The organism is Cytobacillus sp. IB215316 (assembly GCF_033963865.1).
Classification (GTDB): Bacteria; Bacillota; Bacilli; order Bacillales; family SM2101; genus Nanhaiella; species Nanhaiella sioensis.
Map to the genome: position 1 here is coordinate 153374 of NZ_JAXBMC010000001.1, position 24780 is coordinate 178153.

General features: G+C 35.3%; 21 protein-coding genes. 17 read left to right on the top strand and 4 right to left on the bottom strand.

The window, feature by feature from the left end; translation table 11 throughout:
- Positions 1-232 precede the first annotated feature (232 nt).
- A complete protein-coding gene (locus tag SLH48_RS00705; RefSeq protein ID WP_320256680.1) occupies positions 233-1552 on the top strand; it encodes a CBS domain-containing protein in 1320 nt (439 codons plus the stop codon).
- A gap of 127 nt (positions 1553-1679) precedes the next feature.
- Here the strand turns inward: SLH48_RS00705 and SLH48_RS00710 are convergent, their stop codons facing one another.
- Positions 1680-1979: a YtpI family protein gene (locus tag SLH48_RS00710; RefSeq protein WP_320256681.1), complete on the bottom strand. Its 300-nt coding sequence runs from the start codon at positions 1977-1979 to the stop codon at positions 1680-1682.
- 127 nt (positions 1980-2106) lie between these two features.
- On the opposite strand from SLH48_RS00710, the gene SLH48_RS00715 reads away from it, so the two are divergent.
- On the top strand, positions 2107-3042 hold the full coding sequence (locus tag SLH48_RS00715) for a bifunctional oligoribonuclease/PAP phosphatase NrnA (RefSeq protein ID WP_320256682.1): 936 nt from the start codon (positions 2107-2109) through the stop codon (positions 3040-3042).
- A 38-nt stretch (positions 3043-3080) separates the two neighbouring features.
- Here the strand turns inward: SLH48_RS00715 and ytrI are convergent, their stop codons facing one another.
- Both ytrI and SLH48_RS00725 read right to left on the bottom strand, forming a co-directional pair.
- A complete protein-coding gene (gene ytrI / locus SLH48_RS00720) occupies positions 3081-3611 on the bottom strand; it encodes a sporulation membrane protein YtrI (protein ID WP_320256683.1) in 531 nt (176 codons plus the stop codon).
- Positions 3581-3922 carry a YtrH family sporulation protein gene (locus tag SLH48_RS00725; RefSeq protein ID WP_214481611.1) on the bottom strand — a complete coding sequence of 114 codons (342 nt, stop codon included), beginning with the start codon at positions 3920-3922 and terminating at the stop codon, positions 3581-3583. The genes ytrI and SLH48_RS00725 overlap by 31 nt, the downstream gene beginning before the upstream one ends.
- 293 nt (positions 3923-4215) lie before the next feature.
- Between SLH48_RS00725 and dnaE the strand changes: the two genes are divergently transcribed.
- From dnaE to SLH48_RS00765, 8 genes are all read left to right on the top strand, one after another.
- Positions 4216-7578, top strand: coding sequence for a DNA polymerase III subunit alpha (gene dnaE / locus SLH48_RS00730; RefSeq protein ID WP_320256684.1), 3363 nt, complete (start codon positions 4216-4218; stop codon positions 7576-7578).
- Positions 7579-7798: 220 nt separating this feature from the next.
- Positions 7799-9034: an NADP-dependent malic enzyme gene (locus SLH48_RS00735; RefSeq protein WP_214481610.1), complete on the top strand. Its 1236-nt coding sequence runs from the start codon at positions 7799-7801 to the stop codon at positions 9032-9034.
- 2 nt (positions 9035-9036) lie between these two features.
- The gene (locus tag SLH48_RS00740) at positions 9037-9657 is read left to right on the top strand and encodes a FadR/GntR family transcriptional regulator (protein ID WP_214481609.1); all 621 of its coding nucleotides are present in this window, start codon (positions 9037-9039) and stop codon (positions 9655-9657) included.
- A gap of 78 nt (positions 9658-9735) precedes the next feature.
- On the top strand, positions 9736-10596 hold the full coding sequence (gene accD / locus SLH48_RS00745; protein WP_214481608.1) for an acetyl-CoA carboxylase, carboxyltransferase subunit beta: 861 nt from the start codon (positions 9736-9738) through the stop codon (positions 10594-10596).
- Positions 10590-11567: an acetyl-CoA carboxylase carboxyl transferase subunit alpha gene (gene accA, locus SLH48_RS00750; RefSeq protein ID WP_320256686.1), complete on the top strand. Its 978-nt coding sequence runs from the start codon at positions 10590-10592 to the stop codon at positions 11565-11567. Before accD ends, accA begins: the two co-directional genes overlap by 7 nt.
- A 195-nt stretch (positions 11568-11762) precedes the next feature.
- Complete coding sequence (pfkA, locus tag SLH48_RS00755) at positions 11763-12722, top strand: 6-phosphofructokinase (RefSeq protein ID WP_320256687.1); 960 nt, start codon at positions 11763-11765, stop codon at positions 12720-12722.
- Positions 12723-12752: 30 nt separating this feature from the next.
- Complete coding sequence (gene pyk, locus SLH48_RS00760; protein WP_320256688.1) at positions 12753-14513, top strand: pyruvate kinase; 1761 nt, start codon at positions 12753-12755, stop codon at positions 14511-14513.
- Between the two features lie 106 nt (positions 14514-14619).
- A complete protein-coding gene (locus SLH48_RS00765) occupies positions 14620-15009 on the top strand; it encodes an FxsA family protein (protein WP_214481604.1) in 390 nt (129 codons plus the stop codon).
- Positions 15010-15067: 58 nt separating this feature from the next.
- On the opposite strand, the gene ytvI is transcribed toward SLH48_RS00765, so the two are convergent.
- Entirely contained in the window at positions 15068-16186 is a 1119-nt protein-coding gene (gene ytvI / locus SLH48_RS00770) for a sporulation integral membrane protein YtvI (RefSeq protein ID WP_320256689.1), read from the bottom strand.
- A 154-nt stretch (positions 16187-16340) separates the two neighbouring features.
- Between ytvI and SLH48_RS00775 the strand changes: the two genes are divergently transcribed.
- The 7 genes from SLH48_RS00775 to pnpS all read left to right on the top strand — a co-directional run bounded on the left by SLH48_RS00775 (position 16341) and on the right by pnpS (position 24693).
- Entirely contained in the window at positions 16341-16808 is a 468-nt protein-coding gene (locus tag SLH48_RS00775; RefSeq protein ID WP_413785377.1) for a DUF441 domain-containing protein, read from the top strand.
- Between the two features lie 496 nt (positions 16809-17304).
- Complete coding sequence (citZ, locus tag SLH48_RS00780) at positions 17305-18420, top strand: citrate synthase (RefSeq protein ID WP_320256691.1); 1116 nt, start codon at positions 17305-17307, stop codon at positions 18418-18420.
- A gap of 132 nt (positions 18421-18552) precedes the next feature.
- Positions 18553-19821: an NADP-dependent isocitrate dehydrogenase gene (gene icd / locus SLH48_RS00785; protein WP_320256692.1), complete on the top strand. Its 1269-nt coding sequence runs from the start codon at positions 18553-18555 to the stop codon at positions 19819-19821.
- A 41-nt stretch (positions 19822-19862) separates the two neighbouring features.
- Positions 19863-20801: a malate dehydrogenase gene (gene mdh / locus SLH48_RS00790; protein ID WP_320256693.1), complete on the top strand. Its 939-nt coding sequence runs from the start codon at positions 19863-19865 to the stop codon at positions 20799-20801.
- A 255-nt stretch (positions 20802-21056) separates the two neighbouring features.
- Positions 21057-21533: a MaoC/PaaZ C-terminal domain-containing protein gene (locus SLH48_RS00795; protein ID WP_214481598.1), complete on the top strand. Its 477-nt coding sequence runs from the start codon at positions 21057-21059 to the stop codon at positions 21531-21533.
- Between the two features lie 687 nt (positions 21534-22220).
- Positions 22221-22940, top strand: a complete 720-nt coding sequence (locus SLH48_RS00800; protein ID WP_214481597.1) for a response regulator transcription factor — start codon at positions 22221-22223, stop codon at positions 22938-22940.
- Positions 22933-24693, top strand: a complete 1761-nt coding sequence (gene pnpS / locus SLH48_RS00805; protein ID WP_320256694.1) for a two-component system histidine kinase PnpS — start codon at positions 22933-22935, stop codon at positions 24691-24693. The genes SLH48_RS00800 and pnpS overlap by 8 nt, the downstream gene beginning before the upstream one ends.
- Positions 24694-24780 lie beyond the last annotated feature (87 nt).

A 24780-nucleotide genomic window follows, 5' to 3' on the forward strand; every position in this document is an offset into this window, starting at 1 on the left:
GTTGTATTTACCTAAGAACAAATCATCACAAAAGGTTAGATTATCTAAAAATCAAGTAAAAAAAGTAAAACAGTACCAATAGCTTCATTGAATCAATTTGCTCACACCTTTATAATAAAGAAAAATAGGGTTAGATAATCCAAGCGGTGTCCATATTTGGTAGTGTAATAGTAGGATTTTAACAAACTTCTAGCTACTACCAATAATGAAACCGAGAAAAAGGGTGAATAAATTGGCTACAAAACATGAACAAATATTACAATACATTGATAGCTTACCGGTAGGGGAAAAAATTTCAGTTCGCCAAATTGCAAAAGATATGAGTGTAAGTGAGGGAACAGCGTACCGTGCAATAAAGGATGCAGAAAATAAAGGCTATGTGAGTACGATTGAACGTGTCGGAACAATTAGAATTGAACGTAAGAAAAAAGAAAACTTTGAAAAGCTTACATATGCCGAGGTTGTAAATATTGTAGATGGGCAAGTTTTAGGTGGAAGAGAAGGCTTACATAAAACACTGAACAAAATGGTCATCGGTGCAATGAAGCTCGAAGCAATGATGCGATACACTGGGGCAGGAAATCTATTAATAGTTGGAAACCGGACGAAAGCACATGAACTTGCATTAGAGGCGGGAGCAGCTGTATTAATTACTGGTGGCTTCGATACTGATGATTATGTGAAAAAGCTAGCAGATGAACTACAATTGCCGATTATTTCTAGTAGTTACGATACGTTTACTGTTGCAACAATGATCAATCGAGCCATATATGATCAATTAATTAAAAAAGAAATTGTGTTAGTTGAGGATATATTGACTCCTATCGAAAATACCATTTATTTAAAGGTGAATGATCCGGTTTCAAAATGGTATGAATATAATACTGAGACAAAACATAGTCGATATCCAGTAGTTGATGATCAATTGAAAATTCAAGGCATGGTTACCGCAAAAGACATTATGGGGAGTAACAATGACACGGTGATAGAGAAAATAATGACGAAAAATCCATTGAACGTAAGTGGGAAAACGTCAGTAGCATCATGTTCTCATATGATGGTTTGGGAAGGGATTGAAATGCTCCCTGTTGTGAACCAATCAAATAAGCTTCAAGGAATAATTAGTCGGCAAGACGTGTTAAAAGCATTGCAAATGATTCAACGACAACCTCAAATCGGAGAGACAATTGATGATCTAGTGACGAGTCATTTTGTAAATATATCTACTAGTTCAAAAGAAAGTGAAATGTATCGGTGTGAAGTAACACCACAAATGACAAACCATCTTGGAACAATCTCTTACGGTGTATTTACGACAATCGTAACGGAAGCTGCTAATAGAGTTCTTCGTTCTTTTAAAAAAGGAGATATAGTTGTAGAAAACATTACAATCTATTTCATTAAACCTGTACAAATTGAGAGTATGATTGAAATACGTCCAAAAGTATTAGAAGTGGGTCGTAAATTCGGCAAAGTAGATGTAGAGGTTTACAATGAAGGGGTGGTTGTTGGAAAAGCTTTAATGATGTGTCAACTTATTGACAGGTCATAAGTGCTTTACCTTATCTTAGAGAATATGTGTGCGACCGAATTCTACTAAATACAAACACCTTACACGGTAGATTGTCATCGTCCAAGTAATAACAGAAGCGGAGATATGCTATCTCCGCTTTCATCCTTTATTTAAGTTCTTCAGCTTCTTTAATCGCTAGTGGTAAAAAATATTTATACGCTCGATACCCTGCCCAAATACTACCTCCACCAAACAATATCAATATCGTTCCAACAATGAATGTAATCGTTGTTGGGAATAATATTAGCTGGTTAATTGCAAATAATAAAACGAAGGTACCAAGTGCAATACTGGATTTAGAAGATATCCACTGACGTTCAATCGGCCTTTTTGTTCTGAAGTATTTTATTTTATAAAATAAATAAAATGAAATAGATAAAACGATAAATATAACGAATACAGGCATGCAGTTAAACCTCCATCTTGTTTGTCCATTATTATTTTAGCGATTAATAGCCTAAAAAGCTACAACTAACTATGCTAAGCTCTTTCATGTTATGATAAAGAAAACCATTGAATGTTAGGAGATACTAATGAAGGATAATATATTGCAAGCAATAAAACAGTTCGACACAATTATAGTTCATAGGCATGTTCGCCCCGATCCTGATGCATACGGTTCCCAATGTGGGTTGTCAGAAATCATTAGAGCGTCTTTTCCAGAAAAAAAAGTATTTTCAGTAGGTAGTGAGGAAAAGTCTTTGAACTTTTTAAGTAGATTAGATGACATCACGGATATAACATATAATGATGCTCTCGTGATAGTATGTGATACTGCCAATGAAGAAAGAATTGATGATACGAGGTATTCCTTAGGAAAGAAACTAATTAAAATAGATCATCACCCTAATGAAACGCCTTATGGTGATATTATTTGGGTAGATACAACTGCAAGTTCAACGAGTGAAATGATTTATGAGTTTTATAAATATGGTGAAAATGAAGGATTAGTATTAAATAAAAAGGCGGCAGAGTTGATATATGCAGGTATTGTAGGAGATACTGGGAGGTTTATGTTTCCTAATACGAACCCAATAACTTTTAAGTATGCAAGTGAACTAATTGAATATGGTTTTTCAATTAATAATCTTTATAATCAGCTATACGAAACGAAACTGAATGTTGCAAAGTTAAATGGTTATGTATTTCAAAACCTTACTGTGTCAGAAAATGGTGCTGCTTCTGTTATTATAACAAAGGAAATGCTAGATGAATTTGAGGTTACTCCTATGGAAGCTTCTCAATTGGTAAGTACAATCGGACATATTCAAGGGATAAAAGCTTGGGTATTTTTTGTTGAAGAGGAAGATGTAATTAGGGTACGTCTACGCTCGAAAGCGCCTGTAATAAATGGGGTAGCGAAAAAATACAATGGTGGGGGGCACCCACTCGCCGCAGGGGCATCAATTTATTCTTGGGATACAATTAATGATGTATTGGCAGATTTAGAAAAGGTTTGTGCTGAATAAAATAACGGGAATGAATCTCACTCATTCCTGTTATTTGCTTACTTTACGATTTCAATCGTTCCATGAATATATAATGTTGTGAAATATCCAATCTTTTTTATTCTTACTCGGTATGATTTTTCATTAATTGTAAATGGTTTGTTTTCAATTGATTTCTCTAACAAAGTACTATTTTTATAAACTGTTTCAATATCTTTCGCAAGCAAAGAGCTTAGTTCTTTTCTGATTTCTTCCTGAATAAAGATGATGCTATTTTGATCTAAGTTAAATTTTTCATGTGCGGTGATGTCTATTATTATTTCTTGTAAAGTTAGTTGTTTTTTATTCTTCTCATTTAACTCTCGATAATCATCCTGCCAAATTTTTATGTCATTATTAAGTTTGAAAATTTCTTTTTGCTGACGCTCAATCATACTAACTTGTTTTTCCTGTAAAACGCCAAACATATATAGAAACACTAACCAACTAATAATGGCACCAATAGCTACTCCAGCAAAAAATCGCTGCCAATTCGGTAATTGAAAATGTGGCGGTATCCTCATCGTGATATATGTTCCTGTGTAAACCAATGAATGATTTCCGTCCCTGTTTGAGCGCCTCCCATAGCTGAAACAATAAGTAAAATTTGTTTAAATACATCACGAGTTTCTCCAGAAAATATGCCGCGCTCAAAGCTATAAATCGCATCAAACGTGCCACCAATTGCCGCTACCAATGCCCATATCTTTAATCTGTTTGACAGACGAAACATTTCAGTTAAGGGTGGTTGCCCAGATATAAATGCTCCTAAACCACCAATTAAAGCCCCACCGAGTAGAACACCGAAGGCTATAAAATAGCTTTTTATAAACATTGGGATAAACGCTTCCTTCAATTCCATACTCATCATCCTTTCGATACATGTATATGGACAAACATAAGGAAATATGTTTTTGATTTGTATAGCTTGGTTACAACAAATATAATTATTAATAGAGGGATTTGAATGAAGTAAGGAACAAAACTGTACTTGTATGAAAGTGCTATATTCTGTTAACAAAAAAATGCAACAGCTTCTGTCATTCGACGGCTAAGCTAGCTACATATTTAAATGAATCTAAGTCTACAAGTGCATTCAATTCGGATTATTTATAAATGAACTCTAAAAGTAATGATGATAAGGTGGGGGTTTCTGTGTCTTTTGTTCACCTTCAAATAAAAAGTGCGTACAGCTTATTGAACAGCGCAGCATCAATTGAAAGTTTAGTTTTAAAAGCAAAACATCACGGTTATAGTGCTTTGGCATTAACAGATGAAAATGTCATGTACGGAGCTGTTACCTTTTATAAAACATGTTTAAAGCATTCAATAAAACCTATCATTGGTCTTACAGTCTCTGTACTTGTAAATGAAAATTCAGATGCGCCTAGTGCTTATCCGTTAGTACTGCTCGCAAAAAATAATAATGGCTATCAAAACTTAATGAAAATTAGTAGTTCGGTATTAACAAAAGCGAAGGACGGTATTCCATTAAAATGGCTCCAGCATTATAGACAAGATCTTATTGCAATTACACCTGGTCGTCATGGTGAAATAGAACAATTGTTACTTAATAATGAGGTTGAAAAAGCAAGAGAACGTGCTAATTTCTACAAAAGTTTTTTTGCTAATCATTGCTTTTTCTTTTCAATTCAACAACATAGACAACAAGATCGTGAATTAACTGAGATGCTAGTAACGTTAAGTAAAGATGTTGATCTCAGTGTTGTAGCAACAAATGATGTACATTATACCGAAAAGAAAGATGCTATTGCTTATGATTGCTTAACAGCTATTAAACAAGGGTTAAAATTATCCGACGATCATTTAACTAAACTAGCCTCAAATGAGTATTATTTAAAGAATCCAGAAGAGATGCTTGAACTTTTTAATAGCTATCCAAGCGCAGTAGCAAATTCTGTTGAAATAGCAAATAGATGTAATGCTGAGATAGCACTTGGTACGGCACAATTGCCAAGGTTTCCTGTTCCAGATGGCAAGCAGTCGAATGATTACTTAGCTTCTTTATGTTTGAAAGGGTTAAAGGAACGTTATCAAGAGCCGACGGACGAACATTATGACCGTCTAATGTATGAATTAGAAATTATAAATCGAATGAAATTTAGCGATTATTTTTTAATCGTTTGGGACTTTATGAAGTATGCGCACCATAACGGTATCCTAACTGGTCCAGGAAGGGGATCTGCTGCAGGTTCGCTAGTTGCATATGTCTTATACATAACTAATATAGATCCAATAAAGCACCAATTGTTGTTTGAGAGGTTTTTAAATCCACAAAGGGTTACGATGCCTGATATAGATATTGACTTTCCAGATACCCGTCGTGACGAGATGATCCATTATGTAAAGAATAAGTACGGGCAATTGCATGTCGCTCAAATCATTACATTTGGTACGCTTGGTGCAAGAGCAGCATTACGTGATGTAGGAAGAGTAGTGGGGGCATCACCAAAAGAAGTGGACTTTTTAGCTAAAAAAATACCGATGAAGCAAGGAATCACACTTGAGGAGGCGTATCGTCAATCTTCTGAGTTTAGGGAGCGTATACAACAAACCGATGTGGCGAAAAGAATATATGAAATAGCGTTAACAATAGAAGGCTTACCACGACATACATCTACTCATGCTGCGGGTGTAATTATAAGTGATCGACAATTAACGAATATCATTCCCATTCAAGAAGGTCATGCAGATGTATATTTAACACAGTATCCAATGGATATTTTAGAGGATATTGGTCTACTAAAGATGGATTTTTTAGGCTTACGTAACCTTACATTGATAGAAAATATTATAACTATGGTTGAAAGAAAGACTGGGAATAACATTAACCTAGATCAAACTCCAATGGATGATAAGATCACATACTCTCTCCTTAGTCAAGGGCAAACAACAGGTGTTTTTCAGCTTGAATCCGAAGGCATGAGGCAGGTGCTCAAAAGATTGAAGCCGAGTAGCTTTGAGGATATTGTTGCTGTAAATGCACTATATAGACCTGGACCAATGGATAACATACCGATTTATATTGACAGGAAGCATAATAAGTCTCCAATTTCATATCCGCATCCTGATTTAGAGTCTATATTAGCTAAGACGTACGGTGTGATTGTGTATCAAGAACAAATTATGCAAATTGCTGCGGTAATGGCAGGATTTTCGTTAGGTGAAGCGGATCTATTAAGAAGGGCAGTATCAAAGAAGAAAAAGGATGTATTAGACGAAGAAAGGGAACACTTTGTCAATGGCAGCGTTAGCAAAGGATACTCTGTGTCGGTTGCAAATTCTATTTATGATTTAATAGTTCGCTTTGCTAATTATGGATTTAATAGAAGTCACTCAGTTGCATATAGCATGATTGCGTATCATTTAGCTTATCTAAAAGCAAATTATCCAATCTATTTTTATGCATCAATCTTAACAAGCGTCATAAGTAAGGATGATAAGCTCGCTTCCTATATTAGAGAAGCTAAGCAGCAAGGCATAAAAATATTACCACCATCCATAAATCACAGCTTCTTTGGTTTTTCAGTTGAAAGACATGGACTTAGGTTTGGACTAGCTGCTATTAACCATGTTGGAGGAGCTGCTTTAAAAGAAATCTTTCGTAGCCGAAAACAAAAAAAGTTTAGTGATCTATTCGATTTTTGCATACGAACTTCCGCGAAGCAAATTAATAGACAAACGATAGAGTCATTAGTAATGGCAGGTTGCTTTGATGAGTTTGGAGAAAACAGAGCTACTATATTAGCTAGTATAGATATTGCAATAGAGCATGCTGAACTAGTTAGACCAGATAGCAAAGATCAAATTGAGTTATTTCATGAGGAATTTATGCTCAAGCCAAAATATGCTCAAGTTGCAGAATTATCCGAAGATCAAATGTTAAAGCTGGAGAAAGAAGCTGTTGGATTCTATCTCTCAAGTTATCCAACAACGATGTATGAAGATTTATTCTTCTCCATACGTACGAGAAAAATTCATCAGCTTGCAGATAATAAATCAAATGAATTAGTGAAATTAGGTGTATATGTTACAAATGATCGAGTAATACGTACAAAAAAAGGGGAAGTAATGTCATTTTATACGTTTAGTGATGATTCAGGAGATGTTGATGCGGTTGCGTTTCCAGCTGTTTATAAACAATATAGTAATATTCTGCACAAGGGCAATATCGTGGTCGTAGAAGGGAAATGTGAAAAAAGGTTAGAAAAGCTACAAATTATTATTAAAACCGTTTATACAATGGATGAAATGATCAAGTCATCTTCTAATAAATCTCTTTATTTGAGATTTGAAGACACACAAATGGCTGAAGGGAAAGTTCAAGAAATAAAAAATATATTATCATCATTCCCTGGAGAAACTGCGGTACTTATATATTATGAAAGAGAACAAAGAACAATTCGCCTACCTGAAGAATTTTTGGTAAACCCTTCACAAGAATGTATAGAGCAGATGACCGAGGTATTGGGTGAAAGAAACGTTGTTTTAAAATGATATACTTCTTTACTTCTATCACTATTATGTTATATTGTATAGGTATCATTGGTCAGACCAATCTGCTGCTGTTTGTGAGATGAGTTATATTAACATATTGAAGGAAACGTGAGTTAATAAAACAATAGGAACATTGAGTGGCAGTAAGAGAGGTAGTAAGAGAGGTAGATTTTTGCTATATATTTCGCTAACTTTGTAGTACATTAAGGAGTGAAATGACATGTCATTAAGAGAAGAAGCATTACATATGCATAGTATTCATAGAGGAAAGTTAGAGTCCAAATCTAAAGTTCCTGTTCGAAATGCAAAGGACTTAAGCTTAGCCTATTCACCTGGTGTAGCAGAACCTTGTAAGGATATTTATGATGATGTACAAAAAGTCTATGAATATACGATGAAGGGAAATATGGTTGCTGTTGTCTCTGACGGTACAGCTGTATTGGGGCTTGGTAACATAGGACCAGAAGCAGCTATGCCTGTCATGGAAGGGAAAGCTGTACTTTTCAAAAGCTTTGCAGGAGTTGACGCCTTTCCAATTTGTTTGAACACAACAGATGTTGATAAAATTGTTGAAACAGTGAAATTATTGGAACCGACATTCGGTGGGGTTAACCTTGAGGATATTGCAGCTCCAAATTGTTTCATCATTGAAGAACGCTTAAAGAAAGAAACGAATATCCCTATTTTCCATGATGACCAACACGGAACAGCTATTGTTACAGTAGCCGGTTTGGTGAACGCACTTAAATTAGTTGGGAAAAAGATGTCTGAAATCAAAATAGTAGCTAATGGAGCGGGTGCAGCTGGAATAGCAATTATCAAATTATTATATAACTTTGGTGTAAGAGATATAGTGATGTGCGATTCTAAAGGTGCTATATTTGAAGGCAGATCGTACGGGATGAACAATGTAAAAAATGAAGTAGCGAAGTACACTAATCGGGAAAAAATGGAGGGAACATTAGCCGATGTTATCAAAGGTGCTGATGTTTTTATAGGTGTTTCTGTTGAAGGTGCACTAACTAAGGAAATGATTCAAAATATGGATGATGATCCCATTATTTTTGCAATGGCAAATCCTAATCCTGAAATCATGCCTGATCAGGCGAAGGAAGCTGGAGCAAAGGTTGTTGGAACAGGTCGATCTGATTTTCCAAATCAAGTAAATAACGTCCTGGCTTTTCCTGGAATATTTCGAGGTGCGCTAGATATTCGTGCTACTCACATAAATGAGCAAATGAAGATCGCTGCCGTTAAAGCGATTGCAAGGCTTGTTTCAGATGAAGATCTACAGGCAGACTATGTCATTCCAGCTCCATTTGATCCTAGAGTAGCTCCAATGGTTGCTGCAGCTGTTGCGAAAGCTGCAATGGAAACAGGTGTAGCACGTATCCAATTAGACCCAGAGAGTATTGCAGAAAAAACCCGCAAACTTTCAATTATTGGTAATGAATAATAATGTCATCAAGATCTAAAGTATATATAGAAATTGTTCATCAATTACAATGCATAATTACAGAAGATAGATTAAAAGCTGGTGATAAAATCCCATCAGAACGTGAGCTTGCTGTTAGATTAAAAGCAGGCCGTTCTTCTGTACGTGAGGCACTGAGAGCGTTAGAATTACTAGGCATAATTGAAACACGACAGGGTGAAGGAACGTTCATCAAAGAATTTGGTGACCACAGTCTTATTGAGCTAATTGGAAGCTTCATTTTACAGGATGATAAGGCTAAAGAAGATATACTAGAGACCAAATATTTACTCGAGCGCAATTCTATTTTTTTATGTTGCAAAGTAAGTAATAAAAGCTATTTACAATGTTTGAAGTCGTTAACTTCTGGTAATAACTTTGATCATGATCAATTTATGAAAACAGTTGTAGAAGCGACAAATAATAGGCTGTTGCTAAGAATTTGGCTAGTGTTATTTGATTATTATAAGTTGGAATATCATTCTTATAACCTTCCGTTAGACTATTATACAGAACTCATAAATGCGCTTGAGGAAGAAAAAGTAGACTTAGCCCTTAGCACTTATGAAAACATAGCTGTAAAACAATTGTCGATAGATGCATGACAAACTTTGACAAAATTATTTATAACATTTAGTTAAAGTAGAGGTAGTATATAGAATTTGGTAAAGGGGATTTACACAATGCTTAAGGATTTTTTTGTAAAAAAGAAAAAGTATGCATCCATTCCCTCAGAGCAAGCAAAACAAGATGTACCCGAAGGTATCATGACAAAATGTCCAAGCTGTAAAAAAATTATGTATACGAAGGAATTAAACAAAAATTTACGTGTATGCTTAAATTGTGATCACCATCATAGAATGACAGCTTTCGAAAGAATTGGCAGTTTGATAGATGAAGGGACTTTTCGTGAGTATGATCAAGGCTTGATCTCGGATAATCCACTAAACTTTCCTGGATATGAAGAAAAGATAGAAAAAGATCGTATCAAAACAGGTCTTAACGAAGGAATAGTTACTGGTGAGGGAGAAATTAGTGGCTTTAAAACAGTTATAGCTGTTATGGATTCACACTTTCGAATGGGTAGTATGGGGTCTGTAATTGGAGAAAAAATTACTCTTGCAATTGAAAAGGCCATGGAGCTGAATGTACCTTTTATTATATTTACTACTTCAGGTGGTGCGAGAATGCAGGAGGGTGTATTAAGTTTAATGCAAATGGCTAAAACAAGTGCAGCCCTCAAACTTTTTAGTGATCAAGGAGGACTCATAATATCTGTAATGACAGATCCAACAACCGGCGGGGTTTCAGCGAGTTTTGCATCTTTAGGAGATTATAATTTTGCTGAACCAGGTGCTTTAATAGGGTTTGCTGGTAGACGTATTATAGAGCAAACAATACGAGAAGAGCTTCCGGAGGATTTTCAAACTGCTGAATTTTTATTGGAAAAAGGGCAGCTTGATGCTGTAGTTCATCGGCATAATATGAAAGAAACTTTAGAGAATGTACTATCCATACATATAGGAGGTGATTTGGAATGGTAGCTGAGTTAGAATTTGAACGCCCTGTAATTGAACTAACTAAAAAAATTGCTGAACTGAAGGAATTTACTCAAAATTCTGATGTGGATTTATCTGCTGAAATTGAAAAACTTGAGCAACGGTTAAAGAAATTAGAAAGTGAAATATATGGAAATATGAAAACGTGGGATCGGGTTCAAATAGCTCGTCACCCAAATCGCCCAACAACATTAGATTATATTGAACGTTTGTTTACTAATTTTATGGAGTGTCACGGAGACCGATATTTTGGAGATGACGGGGCAATCGTTGGAGGAATAGCAAAATATTATGGGCTTCCTGTAACTGTTATAGGACATCAACGGGGTAAAGATACGAAAGAAAATATTCGTAGAAATTTTGGAATGCCTCATCCAGAGGGATACCGTAAAGCATTACGTTTAATGAAACAGGCAGAAAAATTTCAGCGTACGATCGTTTGTTTTATTGATACGAAAGGTGCTTACCCTGGAAAAGCAGCTGAAGAAAGAGGACAGAGTGAAGCGATTGCAAAGAACTTGTTTGAAATGGCTGGATTAACAGTCCCAGTTGTTTGTATTGTCATTGGAGAAGGTGGAAGTGGAGGAGCTTTAGGTATTGGAGTTGGAAACCATATTCATATGTTAGAGAATTCAACATATTCAGTAATCACTCCAGAAGGTGCCGCATCTATTTTATGGAAGGATGCAGCCTTAGCCAAAAAAGCTGCTGAATCGATGAAAATTACTGCACCAGATTTAAAAGAGTTAGGTGTTATTGACGAAATCATTCCTGAAATTAAAGGTGGAGCTCACCGAGATGTTGATGAGCAAGCTAAGCTAATTGATGTAGTTTTAAAGCAATCAATTAGTGAGCTAAAGGAATTAGACGCCGCAACTTTGGTTCAGGAAAGGTATAGAAAATACAAAACTATCGGACAAATTTCTTATGAAAACGGTTACGTAGAGGTAAAATAATGCAACGTGCATCCAAAATCAATTTTGGATGCACGTTTTCCTTTTTTTTTCACATTTGTGATATTGTTTTCGTCGTAATGAAATGTTATTTTAAGAATACTTAGGTTCTGATGATGGAGGTCGGATGTATTTTTTTGTAAATCTCTCGCCTTCTCTTCTCAAGGCCGTTCATACAAATTAATGAGGTGAGACGTAATGAAAAGAATTGGTGTGTTAACGAGTGGTGGAGACTCCCCAGGAATGAATGCGGCAGTTAGAGCAGTTGTTAGAAAAGCAATTTATCATAATGTTGAAGTATATGGAGTGTACCAAGGCTATGCAGGTTTAATGAGTGGTAATATTAAAAAGTTAGAACTTGGTTCCGTTGGAGATATCATTCATCGAGGTGGGACAATGCTCTATTCTGCAAGGTGTGAAGAGTTCAAAACACCTGAAGGGCAGAAACAAGGTATTGAGCAGTTAAATAAGCATGGAATTGAAGGGCTTGTTGTTGTTGGTGGAGATGGATCGTACAGAGGAGCAAAAGCGCTAACGGAGCATGGTTACCCTTGTGTAGGCGTACCTGGAACAATTGATAATGATATTCCTGGAACTGATTTTACTATTGGGTTTGACACTGCATTAAATACTGTAATAGATGCGATAGATAAGATTCGTGATACAGCTACTTCTCATGAACGCACTTATGTTATCGAAGTAATGGGAAGATTAGCGGGTGATATAGCGTTATGGGCTGGCTTAGCAGGTGGAGCAGAAACAATTCTAATACCTGAAGCTAACTATGACATGAATGAGATTACTAATAGATTAAGAAGTGGACATGAAAGAGGTAAGAAGCATAGTATCATTATCGTTGCAGAGGGTGTAGGCAGTGGTGTTGATATCGGTAATAAGATTCAAGAGGAAACTGACTTTGAAACACGTGTGTCTGTATTAGGTCATATTCAACGTGGTGGATCACCTACTGCATTTGACAGAGTATTAGCAAGCCGACTAGGTGCGAAAGCTGTAGAGCTTTTATTAGCTAGTAAAGGTGGCCGAGCTGTCGGTATTCAAAATAATAAACTCGTTGATCATGATATTATCGAAGCGTTGGCACAGCAACATCATATTGATGAAGATATGTATAAATTATCAAAAGAATTATCAATATAGAAAGAAAATTACTATTGGGGGTAGAAATTGATGAGAAAAACAAAGATTGTATGTACAATAGGTCCGGCTAGTGAAAGTGTAGATAAGTTAGTTGAGTTAATGGAAACAGGGATGAACGTAACTAGATTGAATTTTTCACATGGTGATTTTGAGGAGCATGGAGCACGTATAAAAAATATTCGTGAAGCTGCCAAAAAGACTGGAAAAAATATCGCTATTCTTCTCGATACGAAGGGTCCGGAAATTAGAACACATACGATGGAAAGCGGTGCAATTGAGTTAATTGATGGTTCTGAAGTAATTATTTCAATGGAAGAGGTTATTGGTACACCTCAAAAGTTTTCTATCACTTATCCAGGTTTAATTGAAGATGTTGAAGTTGGTTCTAAAATTTTGCTAGATGATGGTTTAATTGGCCTTGAAGTAATTGCAATTAATACAGAACTTGGGGAAATAACAACAAAAGTATTAAATAACGGTGTATTAAAAAATAAAAAAGGGGTAAATGTTCCAGGGGTTAAGGTGAAATTACCAGGAATCACCGAGAAAGATGCTAACGATATCATTTTTGGTATCGAACAAGGTGTAGATTTTATCGCAGCTTCTTTTGTTCGCCGTGCTAGTGATGTTCTAGATATTCGTGAGATATTAGAAAAACATGATGCACCAAATATACAAATTATACCAAAAATTGAAAACCAAGAAGGCGTTGATAATATCGACGATATACTTGAGGTTTCAGATGGATTAATGGTAGCTCGTGGAGATTTAGGTGTTGAAATACCAGCAGAAGAAGTTCCTCTTGTACAAAAAGAACTTATTAAAAAATGTAATGAGCTTGGAAAGCCTGTTATCACAGCAACTCAAATGTTAGATTCTATGCAACGAAATCCAAGACCTACACGTGCTGAGGCGAGTGATGTTGCAAATGCTATTTTTGATGGTACTGATGCTATCATGTTATCTGGGGAAACTGCTGCTGGATCGTATCCAGTAGAAGCTGTAGGTACAATGCACAGCATTGCATCCCGTGCCGAAACAGCATTGGAATACTCTCAAATTTTAGCAAAGCGTAGTAAACAAACAAATCCAACGATCCCTGATGCTCTTAGCCAATCGGTTGCTCATACTGCACTTAATTTAGGAGTTAATGCGATTATCGCTCCAACAGCGAGTGGATATACTGCTAGAATGATTTCTAAATATCGTCCAAAAGCACCAATTATTGCAGTAACAGGAGATAAATCTACTTCTCGCAAGCTTGCTCTTACTTGGGGTGTCTATCCAATAACGGCTAAACAAGCGAACTCAACTGACGAAATGCTTGAAGTAGCTGTCCAGGCATCATTAGACGCCAAACTTATTTCATGCGGTGATTTAGTCGTAATTACAGCAGGAGTTCCAACTGGTGAAAAAGGTGCTACCAACTTAATGAAAATTCATGTGGTTGGCAATGTCATCGCTAAAGGACAAGGTGTAGGTCGTAAATCAGCATTTGGAAAAGCGGTTGTTGTATCTAGCCAAAAAGATGCTAAACAAAAAATGACAGAGGGAGCTATATTAGTTACTCAATGTACAGATGCTGATATGATGTCATCTTTAGAAATGGCTTCAGCTATTATTACTGAAGAAGGTGGCCTTACAAGTCATGCAGCAGTAGTTGGACTGAGCTTAGGTATACCTGTCATCGTTGGTGTGGAAAATGCGACTAAGATTATTAAAGATGGAAATGAAATAACTGTTGATGGCGGTTTAGGAACGATTTATGAAGGAAGAACTAGTGTATTATAAATCCATCACTGGAGAAGGTGTTATGCCTTCTCTTTTTTTTATTTTAAGGTATAATAAGGACAAATAGATCAATATTGTTCAATGGTGATTGGAGGACCACAACATAATGTTGCAAATGATGATTGCACTTATCATTATAGTTCCAGCACTAGAAATTGGCTTATTAATATTGTCGGGTAATACTTTAGGTATATTTCCGACGATCGTTTTAATTATTTTAACTGGTGTTTTAGGAGCATGGCTAGCTAAAAAGCAAGGAATAGAGACATTACGTAATTTTCAACAACAGGTGAGCTACGGACGACCCCCAGGAGATGCAATTATAGATGGACTTTGTATACTAGTTGGTGGTGTAGTATTATTAACCCCTGGCTTTATTACCGATGCAATAGGTTTTATGCTACTAATCCCGATGACAAGAAATATTTTAAAGCCATTCCTACTCAAAGTCATCAAAAAGATGATCGACCGTGGAAATATAACGATTATAAGATAACACAATGGGATGGGTATACGAGTAGAAAATTTGCCCATAGATAAAAAAGAGTCCTTGTTTAGGACTCTTTTTTACCTATGATATAAGCATATAATTCATTAAATATATTTGCACTATGCAAGGTTTTAATAATTACCAATATAACAGGTCCAGCGATTAGCCCCAAAAACCCTAGCAGTTTAAATCCAATGAATAATGATACGAGCGTTGCTAAAGGATCTAAACCAATACTAGATGATAATACTTTAGGTTCCATAATTTGTCTTGTAATAAGGATGATGATATATAGTATCCCTAACCCAATTGCTAGAGATATATCTCCACTTACAGCTGCATAAACGATCCATGGCACTAAAATAAGTCCTGTTCCTAAGTACGGAAGTAGATCAACAAAACCTATTATTAAAGCAATTGTTATTGCATAATTTACTCTTAAAATGAGCAACCCTATTAATACGATAATTGCGGTAATCGATATTAAAGTTGCTTGAGCTTTTAAAAATCCGAAAAGAGCTTTTTTTAAGTCAAAAAAGACTTTTTTACCGCTAGTTCTTGCTTTTCTAGGTAACAGTTTACTCATTAATCCAGACAGACGATCCCAGTCCTTACTAATGAAAAAAGTAGCTAGTAGTGAAAAAACGACAACTGTTCCAGTGTTAGGAACCCAAGCTAATAAGTTTGGAATGTTTTCTAGTACTTGTTGGATGAAATCTCCGACACTTGACGCAATATTCGTACCGACTGATGAAATGTTTTGCATAATTGTATCTTGTTGCCCAGCATCTAGATTTTTAAAGAACACTGCAAGCTGGTTGTAGAACGGAATGATTTTACTTGCAATAAACACTTCAATATATTGCATTAGTGTGTTAAAGTGTTCAGGTACAACTTTAGCTAAATATTCTGTGCCTGAAACTATTTCGACAACTAATAGTGTAATTAAGCCTGCAATGATTCCGAATAATAAAATTAAGGTAATAAAGATTGATAGTGATCGTGGTATTTTTGCTTTACGTTCCAAGAGGTTTACGATCGGGTTTATTAAATAAGCGATTATTAGCGCAATAATGAACGGATATGTAACAGTTGATACATAATAAAGTCCTATGATTCCTATCGTTATTACTGCTAATACAAATAGTAGGCGTAGCCCACGGTAAACATATTCAAGATTCAATAAACAGCCCCCCTATCCCATATAAGTATTTTATAATAATATGGTTAAGAATGGAAAGGATAGTTTTGTGAATTTTATACATTATAAGGCGATTCTTTTACATTGACCAATTGTTTGTTATGATTGACCTGGTAGAGCGCAGCAAGGAGGATTGATGATATTGTTCTCTCAATCAACAGCATTCTTATTAATCTTACTAGCAATTGGAATCATCGCGAAAAATCAATCACTAATCATTGCTATTTTTGTCCTGCTACTAATAAAATTGCTTGGATTTGATTCAAAGCTATATCCTTATATTCAAGGTAACGGAATTAATTGGGGTGTAACGATCATTACAGTTGCTGTTTTAGTTCCTATTGCGACAGGTGAAATTGGGTTTAAACAACTTGTTGAAGCTCTTAAATCTCCATATGCTTGGATTGCATTACTGTCTGGAATGGCTGTTGCGATCATTGCAAAAAGTGGTTTAACGTTATTGGAGAATGATCCTCATATTACAGCAGCACTTGTATTCGGCACAATTTTAGCAGTAGCACTGTTTAAAGCTGTAGCAGTTGGCCCTTTAATTGGAGCAGGGATTGCATATATATGTATGAGAATTTTTAATATTTTTGGTTGATTATTTTCTTGTAATAATATTTTTTTAAATAAATAAGGTTCTTTTCATTCACAAGAGTCTGATAATTGTTTATAATAATACTAATATGTTATCTTTCTTATATTAATGCCCTTACTCACAATAAAATAGTAGAGGGGTATTTTTACATGTCTTAGCAGGAATGTTAATCTTTTGAAAAAAGCATAAAATGTAAGCATTTTCTTTTTGTGAGATAAGATCATTCGCACTTCCCCGTTTGTGAAAAAACAAATTTGCTCATATAAATGAGAGGGACTATAGACTAGGCAGCATGTTTTCTTAATTTAAGGAGGGAAACTTTCTCATGCTTATTAGTGTATTAGTGCACATATTTTCTTATTATATATAAATAGAATAACCTTGCTGTTGATGTGTATATGAAATAAGTAAGTTTTTTCCTAATTTGAGCAACCGCTCAATTTCTAGTACAGTAAATATAAAGGCTATGGGGAATTTTATTTAAAAAGGAGAGATTTTTATGACAGTAACACGCGGTCTGGAAGGGATAGTAGCAACAACATCATCTATTAGTTCAATCATAGATGACACACTAACATACGCAGGATATGACATTGATGATCTTGCAGAAAATGCTAGTTTTGAAGAGGTCATTTACCTACTTTGGAACCGCAAATTACCTAACAAGAATGAGCTTGCACAACTAACAAATGAATTAGCTGAAAATGCAAGCATTCCACAAGAAATCATTAAACATTTTAATATGTATCCTATTAACGAGGTTCACCCTATGGCGGCGTTACGCTCAGCTATTTCCTTGTTAGGATTATATGACGCTGAAGCTGATAAAATGGATGAAGAAGCAAATTATCGTAAAGCTATTCGTTTACAAGCAAAGATACCTACAATTGTTACTTCTTTTTCACGTATACGAAAAGGTCTTGAGCCAATATCACCACGTACAGATTTAGGTTTTGCTGCTAATTTCTTGTACATGCTTACAGGTGAAGAGCCAAGTGACATCGCTATAGAAGCTTTCAATAAAGCGTTGGTATTACATGCGGACCATGAGCTCAATGCTTCAACCTTTACTGGCCGTGTGTGTGTCGCAACGCTATCTGATGTGTATTCTGGTATTACTGCTGCAATTGGTGCACTTAAAGGGCCTCTTCATGGCGGTGCAAATGAAGCTGTAATGAAAATGCTTACAGAAATCGGATCTGTAGAAAATGTAGATTCTTATATTAAAAATAAATTTGATCAGAAAGAAAAAATTATGGGCTTTGGTCATCGAGTATATAGAAAAGGCGATCCTCGTGCGAAGCATTTAAAGGAAATGTCTGAGAAACTAACAAGAATTACAGGTGAAACAAAGTGGTTTGAAATGTCTGTGAAAATTGAAGACCTAGTAACATCTGAAAAACCACTTCCTCCTAATGTAGATTTTTACTCTGCATCTGTCTACCACAGCTTAGGAATTGATCACGATATATTTACACCTATATTTGCTGTAAGCCGTATCTCAGGCTGGTTAGCACACATATTAGAACAATATGATAACAACCGTTTAATTCGTCCAAGAGCAGAATATACAGGACCGAGTAAACAGGTTTATATCCCTATGGAACAGAGATAATATAGAAAGTATTTTATGTAAGGAAGTATTAAATGATAAAATAGTATTTGGTTGGAAAGGGAGCTCTTTCTCTTTCCAATGGATAATGTATTAATAAAAATAACAACAGCATCATGGATGGAGGTTTTTATATTGACACAAGGGAAAAAAATTACGGTTGAAAATGGAAAATTAAATGTACCAAATAATCCTATTATTCCTTTTATCGAAGGTGATGGTACGGGGCCAGACATTTGGGCAGCAGCATCACGAGTGTTGGAGGCTGCAGTAGAAAAAGCGTACAATGGTGAGAAATCAATTGTTTGGAAAGAAGTTCTTGCTGGTGAAAAAGCATTTAACCAAACAGGTGAATGGCTTCCTGAGGCAACACTTGATGACATTAGAGAGTACATAATTGCTATCAAAGGACCACTTACTACACCTATTGGTGGAGGGATACGTTCTTTAAATGTAGCTCTTCGTCAGGAACTAGATTTGTTTGTATGTTTAAGACCTGTTCGTTATTTCCAAGGTGTTCCATCACCTGTTAAGCGCCCAGAGGATACTGATATGGTTATTTTCCGTGAAAACACAGAAGATATCTATGCAGGGATTGAGTATGCAAAAGGCTCAGATGAAGTGAAAAAAGTGATTGAATTCCTACAAAATGAAATGGGAGTTGCCAAGATTCGCTTCCCAGAAACATCAGGTATCGGAATTAAGCCAGTGTCAGAAGAAGGCACATATCGCTTAGTACGTTCAGCAATAAATTACGCTATCAAAGAAGGACGTAAATCTGTAACGCTTGTTCATAAAGGTAACATCATGAAATTTACTGAAGGTGCATTTAAAAATTGGGGATATGAACTTGCGGAAAAAGAGTTTGGGGATAAAGTATTTACTTGGGCTGAGTATGATCGCATCGTTGAAGCAGAAGGAAAAGAGGCAGCGAATAAAGCTCAATCTGAAGCTGAAGCAGCAGGGAAAATTATCGTTAAAGATGCAATTGCTGATATTTTCCTACAACAAATATTAACTCGTCCAAAAGAATTTGATGTCGTTGCTACAATGAATTTGAATGGTGACTATATTTCTGATGCATTAGCAGCACAAGTTGGTGGTATTGGTATTGCCCCTGGTGCTAACATCAATTATGAATCAGGACATGCTATCTTTGAAGCGACACACGGTACAGCTCCTAAATATGCAGGTTTAGATAAAGTTAACCCATCTTCTGTACTTTTATCTGGGGTACTAATGCTTGAGCATTTAGGGTGGAATGAAGCTGCTGATTTAATCACAAAGTCTATGGAGAAGTCTATTGCTTCTAAAGTTGTAACTTATGATTTCGCACGTTTAATGGATGGTGCTACAGAAGTGAAATGTTCAGAGTTTGCTGATGAATTAATTAATAACTTATAAGCATTAATGACAAAATAGATGTTGATTAGGGGGAAATTTTCATGACATTAAAAAGAAAAAAAATCTCTGTCATCGGTGGAGGATTTACTGGTGCAACGACAGCATTTTTATTAGGGCAAAAGGAACTTGGAGATGTTGTATTAGTGGACATTCCTCAAATGGAAAATCCTACTAAGGGTAAGGCATTAGATATGTTAGAAGCAAGTCCTGTTCAAGGGTTTGATTCAAATATAATCGGAACATCTGATTATGCTGATACTGCTGATTCAGATATCGTAGTAATTACCGCTGGTATAGCACGTAAACCAGGAATGAGTCGCGATGATCTAGTGCAAACAAATCAAAAAGTAATGAAAAGTGTGACACAAGAAATTGTGAAATACTCGCCAAACTGTTATATCATTGTTTTAACGAATCCTGTTGATGCAATGACTTACACTGTATTCACAGAATCTGGATTTCCAAAAAATCGTGTCATAGGTCAATCAGGGGTACTCGATACTGCACGTTTTAGAACATTTATTTCACAAGAACTGAATATATCAGTTAAAGATATAACTGGCTTCGTATTAGGTGGTCATGGTGATGATATGGTGCCATTAGTACGTTATTCATATGCAGGTGGTATTCCACTCGAAACGTTAATTCCAAAGGAACGTCTAGATGCAATTGTAGAACGTACGCGTAAAGGTGGAGGAGAAATTGTTAACTTACTAGGGAATGGTAGTGCATATTATGCTCCAGCTGCTTCCCTTGTTGAAATGGTAGAGGCAATTCTTAAAGACCAACGTCGAGTATTACCATCGATCGCTTATTTAGAAGGTGAATATGGCTTTGAGGGCATATATCTTGGTGTGCCAACTATCCTTGGAGCTAATGGTATTGAAAAAGTTATTGAGTTAGAGTTAACAGAGGAAGAAAAGAGTGCTCTGTCCAAATCAGCTGAAGCTGTGAAAAGTGTAATGAAAGTTCTCGCATAATCATTAGCATTCAAAAGGGTCTAACTCCACATACTATACAGTATATAGGGAATAACTACCCTAAATGTTATAGAAATGTGGAGTATGACCCTTTTATTTTCATTGTGTTATTACATAATTTCTAGTATGTTCTATTTTTATATACGCACTGTGATGGTTCAAGCATAATCATATAAAGGTCTTCAGTGCTTTTTCGGGAATGAGTATGAACTAGCGCATTCAATTATACTGTATTTCGAATATAGGAGGTTTTGTATGTTGTTAGGCAAAAAAAGAAAATTAGGAAGATTGATTAATGAAATTTCAGTTGGTGAAAAATTATCTTTAACTGAAAAAATTGAGGATAAAGATTTATTACTCTATTTAGGACTAACAAATGATTCAAATCCATTATATATTCAGCATGACTATGCATCTCAGACACCTTATAAAAAACCAATAGCCCCTAATATTATGTTAACAGGAATTATTACCTCTGCAATCTCAAAGTATTTACCTGGACCAGGCAGTCATATACTCAAACAAGATATTTCCTTTATTCATCCTGTATATCATTATGGAACCGTACAATTTCTTTTTGAAGTCATAAACGTTGACGAAAGTAACCATACGATTGAAATTAAGATTGAAGCAACAAATGAGGAAGATGAAAAAGTATTAGAAGGTACTACACTTGTATGTCCACCCCATCGCTTAGAATCATTAGACGGGAATGCTTTAGAAAACTTTTAATATATACTGAAGAACGAAGAGAATTGATCCTCTTCGTTCTTTTAATTTTCGCATTGATTCTTAAATATAGGCAAGTTTACTTTAGCGTTGGTGGCATTTTTTCTGTGTTAAAATTACTGAGTTTTCTATAAACGCATCATGCTGTTCAATGTTAATAAAAATAGTGAAAGGGTCTATATTAAAAAGGGTTAAATAAAGGCAGATAACATCGGTTACTACAATGTAAGTGAAAGAAAATCAACAAAGTTTATGAAAAGAGCCTATAATAAAAAAAGTTGGTTTGTCTATTTCTAATCGATTATAATTTATGTATGTAGGCTCTTTTCGTACACTTTCGTACTATAATATACAAAAGAACAAATAGTCGAAGTTGATGTGTTTCAATTCGTTTGTTTACCTCGAAAAGATGACCGAATGCTTATTAAAGGCTGTATTCGCATCGATTGTGTTTTTCGTATTAGAACACGTACACAACTAACGTTCGTGGCATCTTTTCTTATGGACAACGATGAATAACTTTATAAAACCATTTTTTATCGTAATGATTTGATAACAATAGCAACAATGTTTACGAAAAGAGATTTATTGAAAGATGTGTGAAATTCTGGATATGAAAACAAAAACACTGAATATGTAACAGAGTTCTGAGTGATGGATGGGGTTTAATACGTATACTTGGAGGTACATATGAGTACAAAAATATTAGTGGTTGATGATGAACAGTCTATTGTGACATTACTTACATATAACTTGCAGAAAGCTGGGTTTGAAGTTATTGTAGCGACTGATGGACAATCAGGTAAACAAAAAGCGAAAAGTGAAAAGCCTGATTTAATCATTCTTGACTTAATGCTACCTCAAATTGATGGTATTGAAGTATGTAAACAACTGAGATTAGAAAAGGTTTTTACGCCAATTTTAATGCTTACTGCAAAGGACGATGAATTTGATAAAGTACTTGGCTTAGAACTAGGGGCAGATGATTATATGACCAAGCCTTTTAGTCCAAGAGAGGTTGTCGCTAGAGTAAAAGCAATTTTACGGCGTATGCAAATATCAAATCAAGTCAACAGTGAATCTGTTGAAGATCAAGAAGCAATCATCATTGGAAATTTAAAAATCATTCCAGAGCACTATGAAGCGTATTTTCTTGGTGAAAAATTAGAACTGACGCCGAAGGAATTTGAATTACTATTATACTTGTGCAAAAACAAAGGAAGAGTCTTAACGAGAGATCAACTACTAAGTGCAGTGTGGAATTATGACTTTGCTGGAGATACACGTATAGTTGATGTTCATGTTAGTCACCTTAGAGAAAAAATTGAAATGAACACAAGAAAGCCAATATATATTAAAACGATTCGGGGATTAGGTTATAAACTGGAGGAGCCTAAACTAGATGCTTAAATTTCGATCTCGCCTTCTCTTTGCATTGATTTCATTAATCGTCACAGTATTATTAGCCTTAGGTCTATTTATAGGACAATTATTTGAGTCATATTATAATAATTCATTTTACGAGCAGATTGAAAAGGATGCAAAAATGGCTGCGTATACTATAGCTGAAGAAGGGATTGAAAGCGCGAATATTAACGAGAAGGCTAATTCAATAGGAGAGATTTTAAACACTGATGTTACCATTTTGGATCAACGAGGTAGAGAGAAATACCAATCAAATCCTAATAACAATATATTAACAAATGGAGATCTACAATATCTTCTAAAGCAAAATAAGGAAAATGACAATGGATTTCATATAACTAACGAAGATGAGAACTTATATTCATATGGCATGTCTATTATAAAAGAAGATAGTTTACTTGGTTATATCATTTTAACAACATCTCAGGCCTCATTAGATAAAATTAGCACACAGATTTGGGGACTAGTGATAAGTAGCCTTGGAGTCGGGCTAGTGATTATCATGCTATTAGCTATTAAAATAACAACACAATATACAAAGCCGCTTGAATCAGCTACTAAGGTAGCTATGGAGCTAGCAAAAGGAAATTATAAAGCGAGGACATATGAAGGTGAATTAGATGAAACTGGAATGTTAAGCCAGTCCATCAATGTTCTAGCTCGAACGCTCCAGGATATGAAAAAATCTCATGAAATGCAACAAGATAGATTGGAAACATTAATCGAAAATATGGGTAGCGGTTTACTCTTAATTGATAGTAAAGGTTACATTCATTTAGTAAATAAAGCTTTTACTGAAATCTTTCAAGTAAACTCTAATGATTTTTTGTATAAATATTATTATGAAGCTTTTAGTTATAAGGAAGTGACTTCTCTCGTTGAAGAAATTTTTATGACTGAAGAAAAGGTAAGAAAGCAATTACGCCTACCTATTTCAATTGAACGAAAGCATTTTGAGGTGTATGGTGGACCAATTATTGGAAATAACGATGAGTGGAAAGGTATAGTTGTAGTTTTCCACGATATTACTGAATTAAAAATGCTTGAACAAATGAGAAAGGACTTCGTAGCAAATGTTTCTCATGAATTAAGAACGCCAATTACTTCTATTAAAGGTTTTAGTGAAACATTATTAGAGGGGGCAATGAAGGACGAAAACACTTTGCAGTACTTTCTTTCCATCATATTGAAAGAAAGTGAAAGGATGCAAAGCTTAATTCAAGATTTACTAGATCTTTCTAAAATTGAGCAACATGGATTTACTTTAAATATTGATCAAGTTGATATAAAGGTACTTATTGAAGAAATAATGGTCATTTTAGCTGGAAAAGCTGATGAAAAAAATATTAAAGTTACTATGAATGCCGAAGCGACAGAAAACTTATTTGTGGCAGGGGATGCTGACCGTTTAAAGCAAGTATTTATAAATCTAATATCAAATTCGATTGTCTATACTGGACCTGAGGGAAAGGTAGATATCATGATTGCTGAAAATACAGAAGAGGTATCTGTCAAAATAATAGACACTGGTATAGGTATAAAAGAGAAAGAAATTTCACGGATTTTTGAACGCTTTTACCGAGTTGATAGGGATCGAAGTCGAAATTCAGGTGGGACTGGATTAGGACTTGCGATTGTAAAGCATATTATAGAAGCGCATCATGGGTTAATCTTTGTCGAAAGTAAGGTTGGGGAAGGAACGGTTTTTACAGTAGTATTGAAAAAACAATACGTCTAGCGTACAGTTAACATCATGGGATATGTTAACAATTAATTTACAGGGCGTTTAAGCAACCTTTACAATACTCTGCTAGTATATATAATG

Coding starts and splice junctions, on each gene's coding strand:
- SLH48_RS00710 (WP_320256681.1), bottom strand. CDS start 1,979: ATGCCTGTATTCGTTATATTTATCGTTTTATCTATTTCATTTTATTTA.
- SLH48_RS00715 (WP_320256682.1), top strand. CDS start 2,107: ATGAAGGATAATATATTGCAAGCAATAAAACAGTTCGACACAATTATA.
- SLH48_RS00725 (WP_214481611.1), bottom strand. CDS start 3,922: ATGGAATTGAAGGAAGCGTTTATCCCAATGTTTATAAAAAGCTATTTT.
- SLH48_RS00735 (WP_214481610.1), top strand. CDS start 7,799: ATGTCATTAAGAGAAGAAGCATTACATATGCATAGTATTCATAGAGGA.
- SLH48_RS00740 (WP_214481609.1), top strand. CDS start 9,037: ATGTCATCAAGATCTAAAGTATATATAGAAATTGTTCATCAATTACAA.
- accD (WP_214481608.1), top strand. CDS start 9,736: ATGCTTAAGGATTTTTTTGTAAAAAAGAAAAAGTATGCATCCATTCCC.
- accA (WP_320256686.1), top strand. CDS start 10,590: ATGGTAGCTGAGTTAGAATTTGAACGCCCTGTAATTGAACTAACTAAA.
- pfkA (WP_320256687.1), top strand. CDS start 11,763: ATGAAAAGAATTGGTGTGTTAACGAGTGGTGGAGACTCCCCAGGAATG.
- pyk (WP_320256688.1), top strand. CDS start 12,753: ATGAGAAAAACAAAGATTGTATGTACAATAGGTCCGGCTAGTGAAAGT.
- SLH48_RS00765 (WP_214481604.1), top strand. CDS start 14,620: ATGTTGCAAATGATGATTGCACTTATCATTATAGTTCCAGCACTAGAA.
- SLH48_RS00775 (WP_413785377.1), top strand. CDS start 16,341: ATGATATTGTTCTCTCAATCAACAGCATTCTTATTAATCTTACTAGCA.
- citZ (WP_320256691.1), top strand. CDS start 17,305: ATGACAGTAACACGCGGTCTGGAAGGGATAGTAGCAACAACATCATCT.
- mdh (WP_320256693.1), top strand. CDS start 19,863: ATGACATTAAAAAGAAAAAAAATCTCTGTCATCGGTGGAGGATTTACT.
- SLH48_RS00795 (WP_214481598.1), top strand. CDS start 21,057: ATGTTGTTAGGCAAAAAAAGAAAATTAGGAAGATTGATTAATGAAATT.
- SLH48_RS00800 (WP_214481597.1), top strand. CDS start 22,221: ATGAGTACAAAAATATTAGTGGTTGATGATGAACAGTCTATTGTGACA.
- pnpS (WP_320256694.1), top strand. CDS start 22,933: ATGCTTAAATTTCGATCTCGCCTTCTCTTTGCATTGATTTCATTAATC.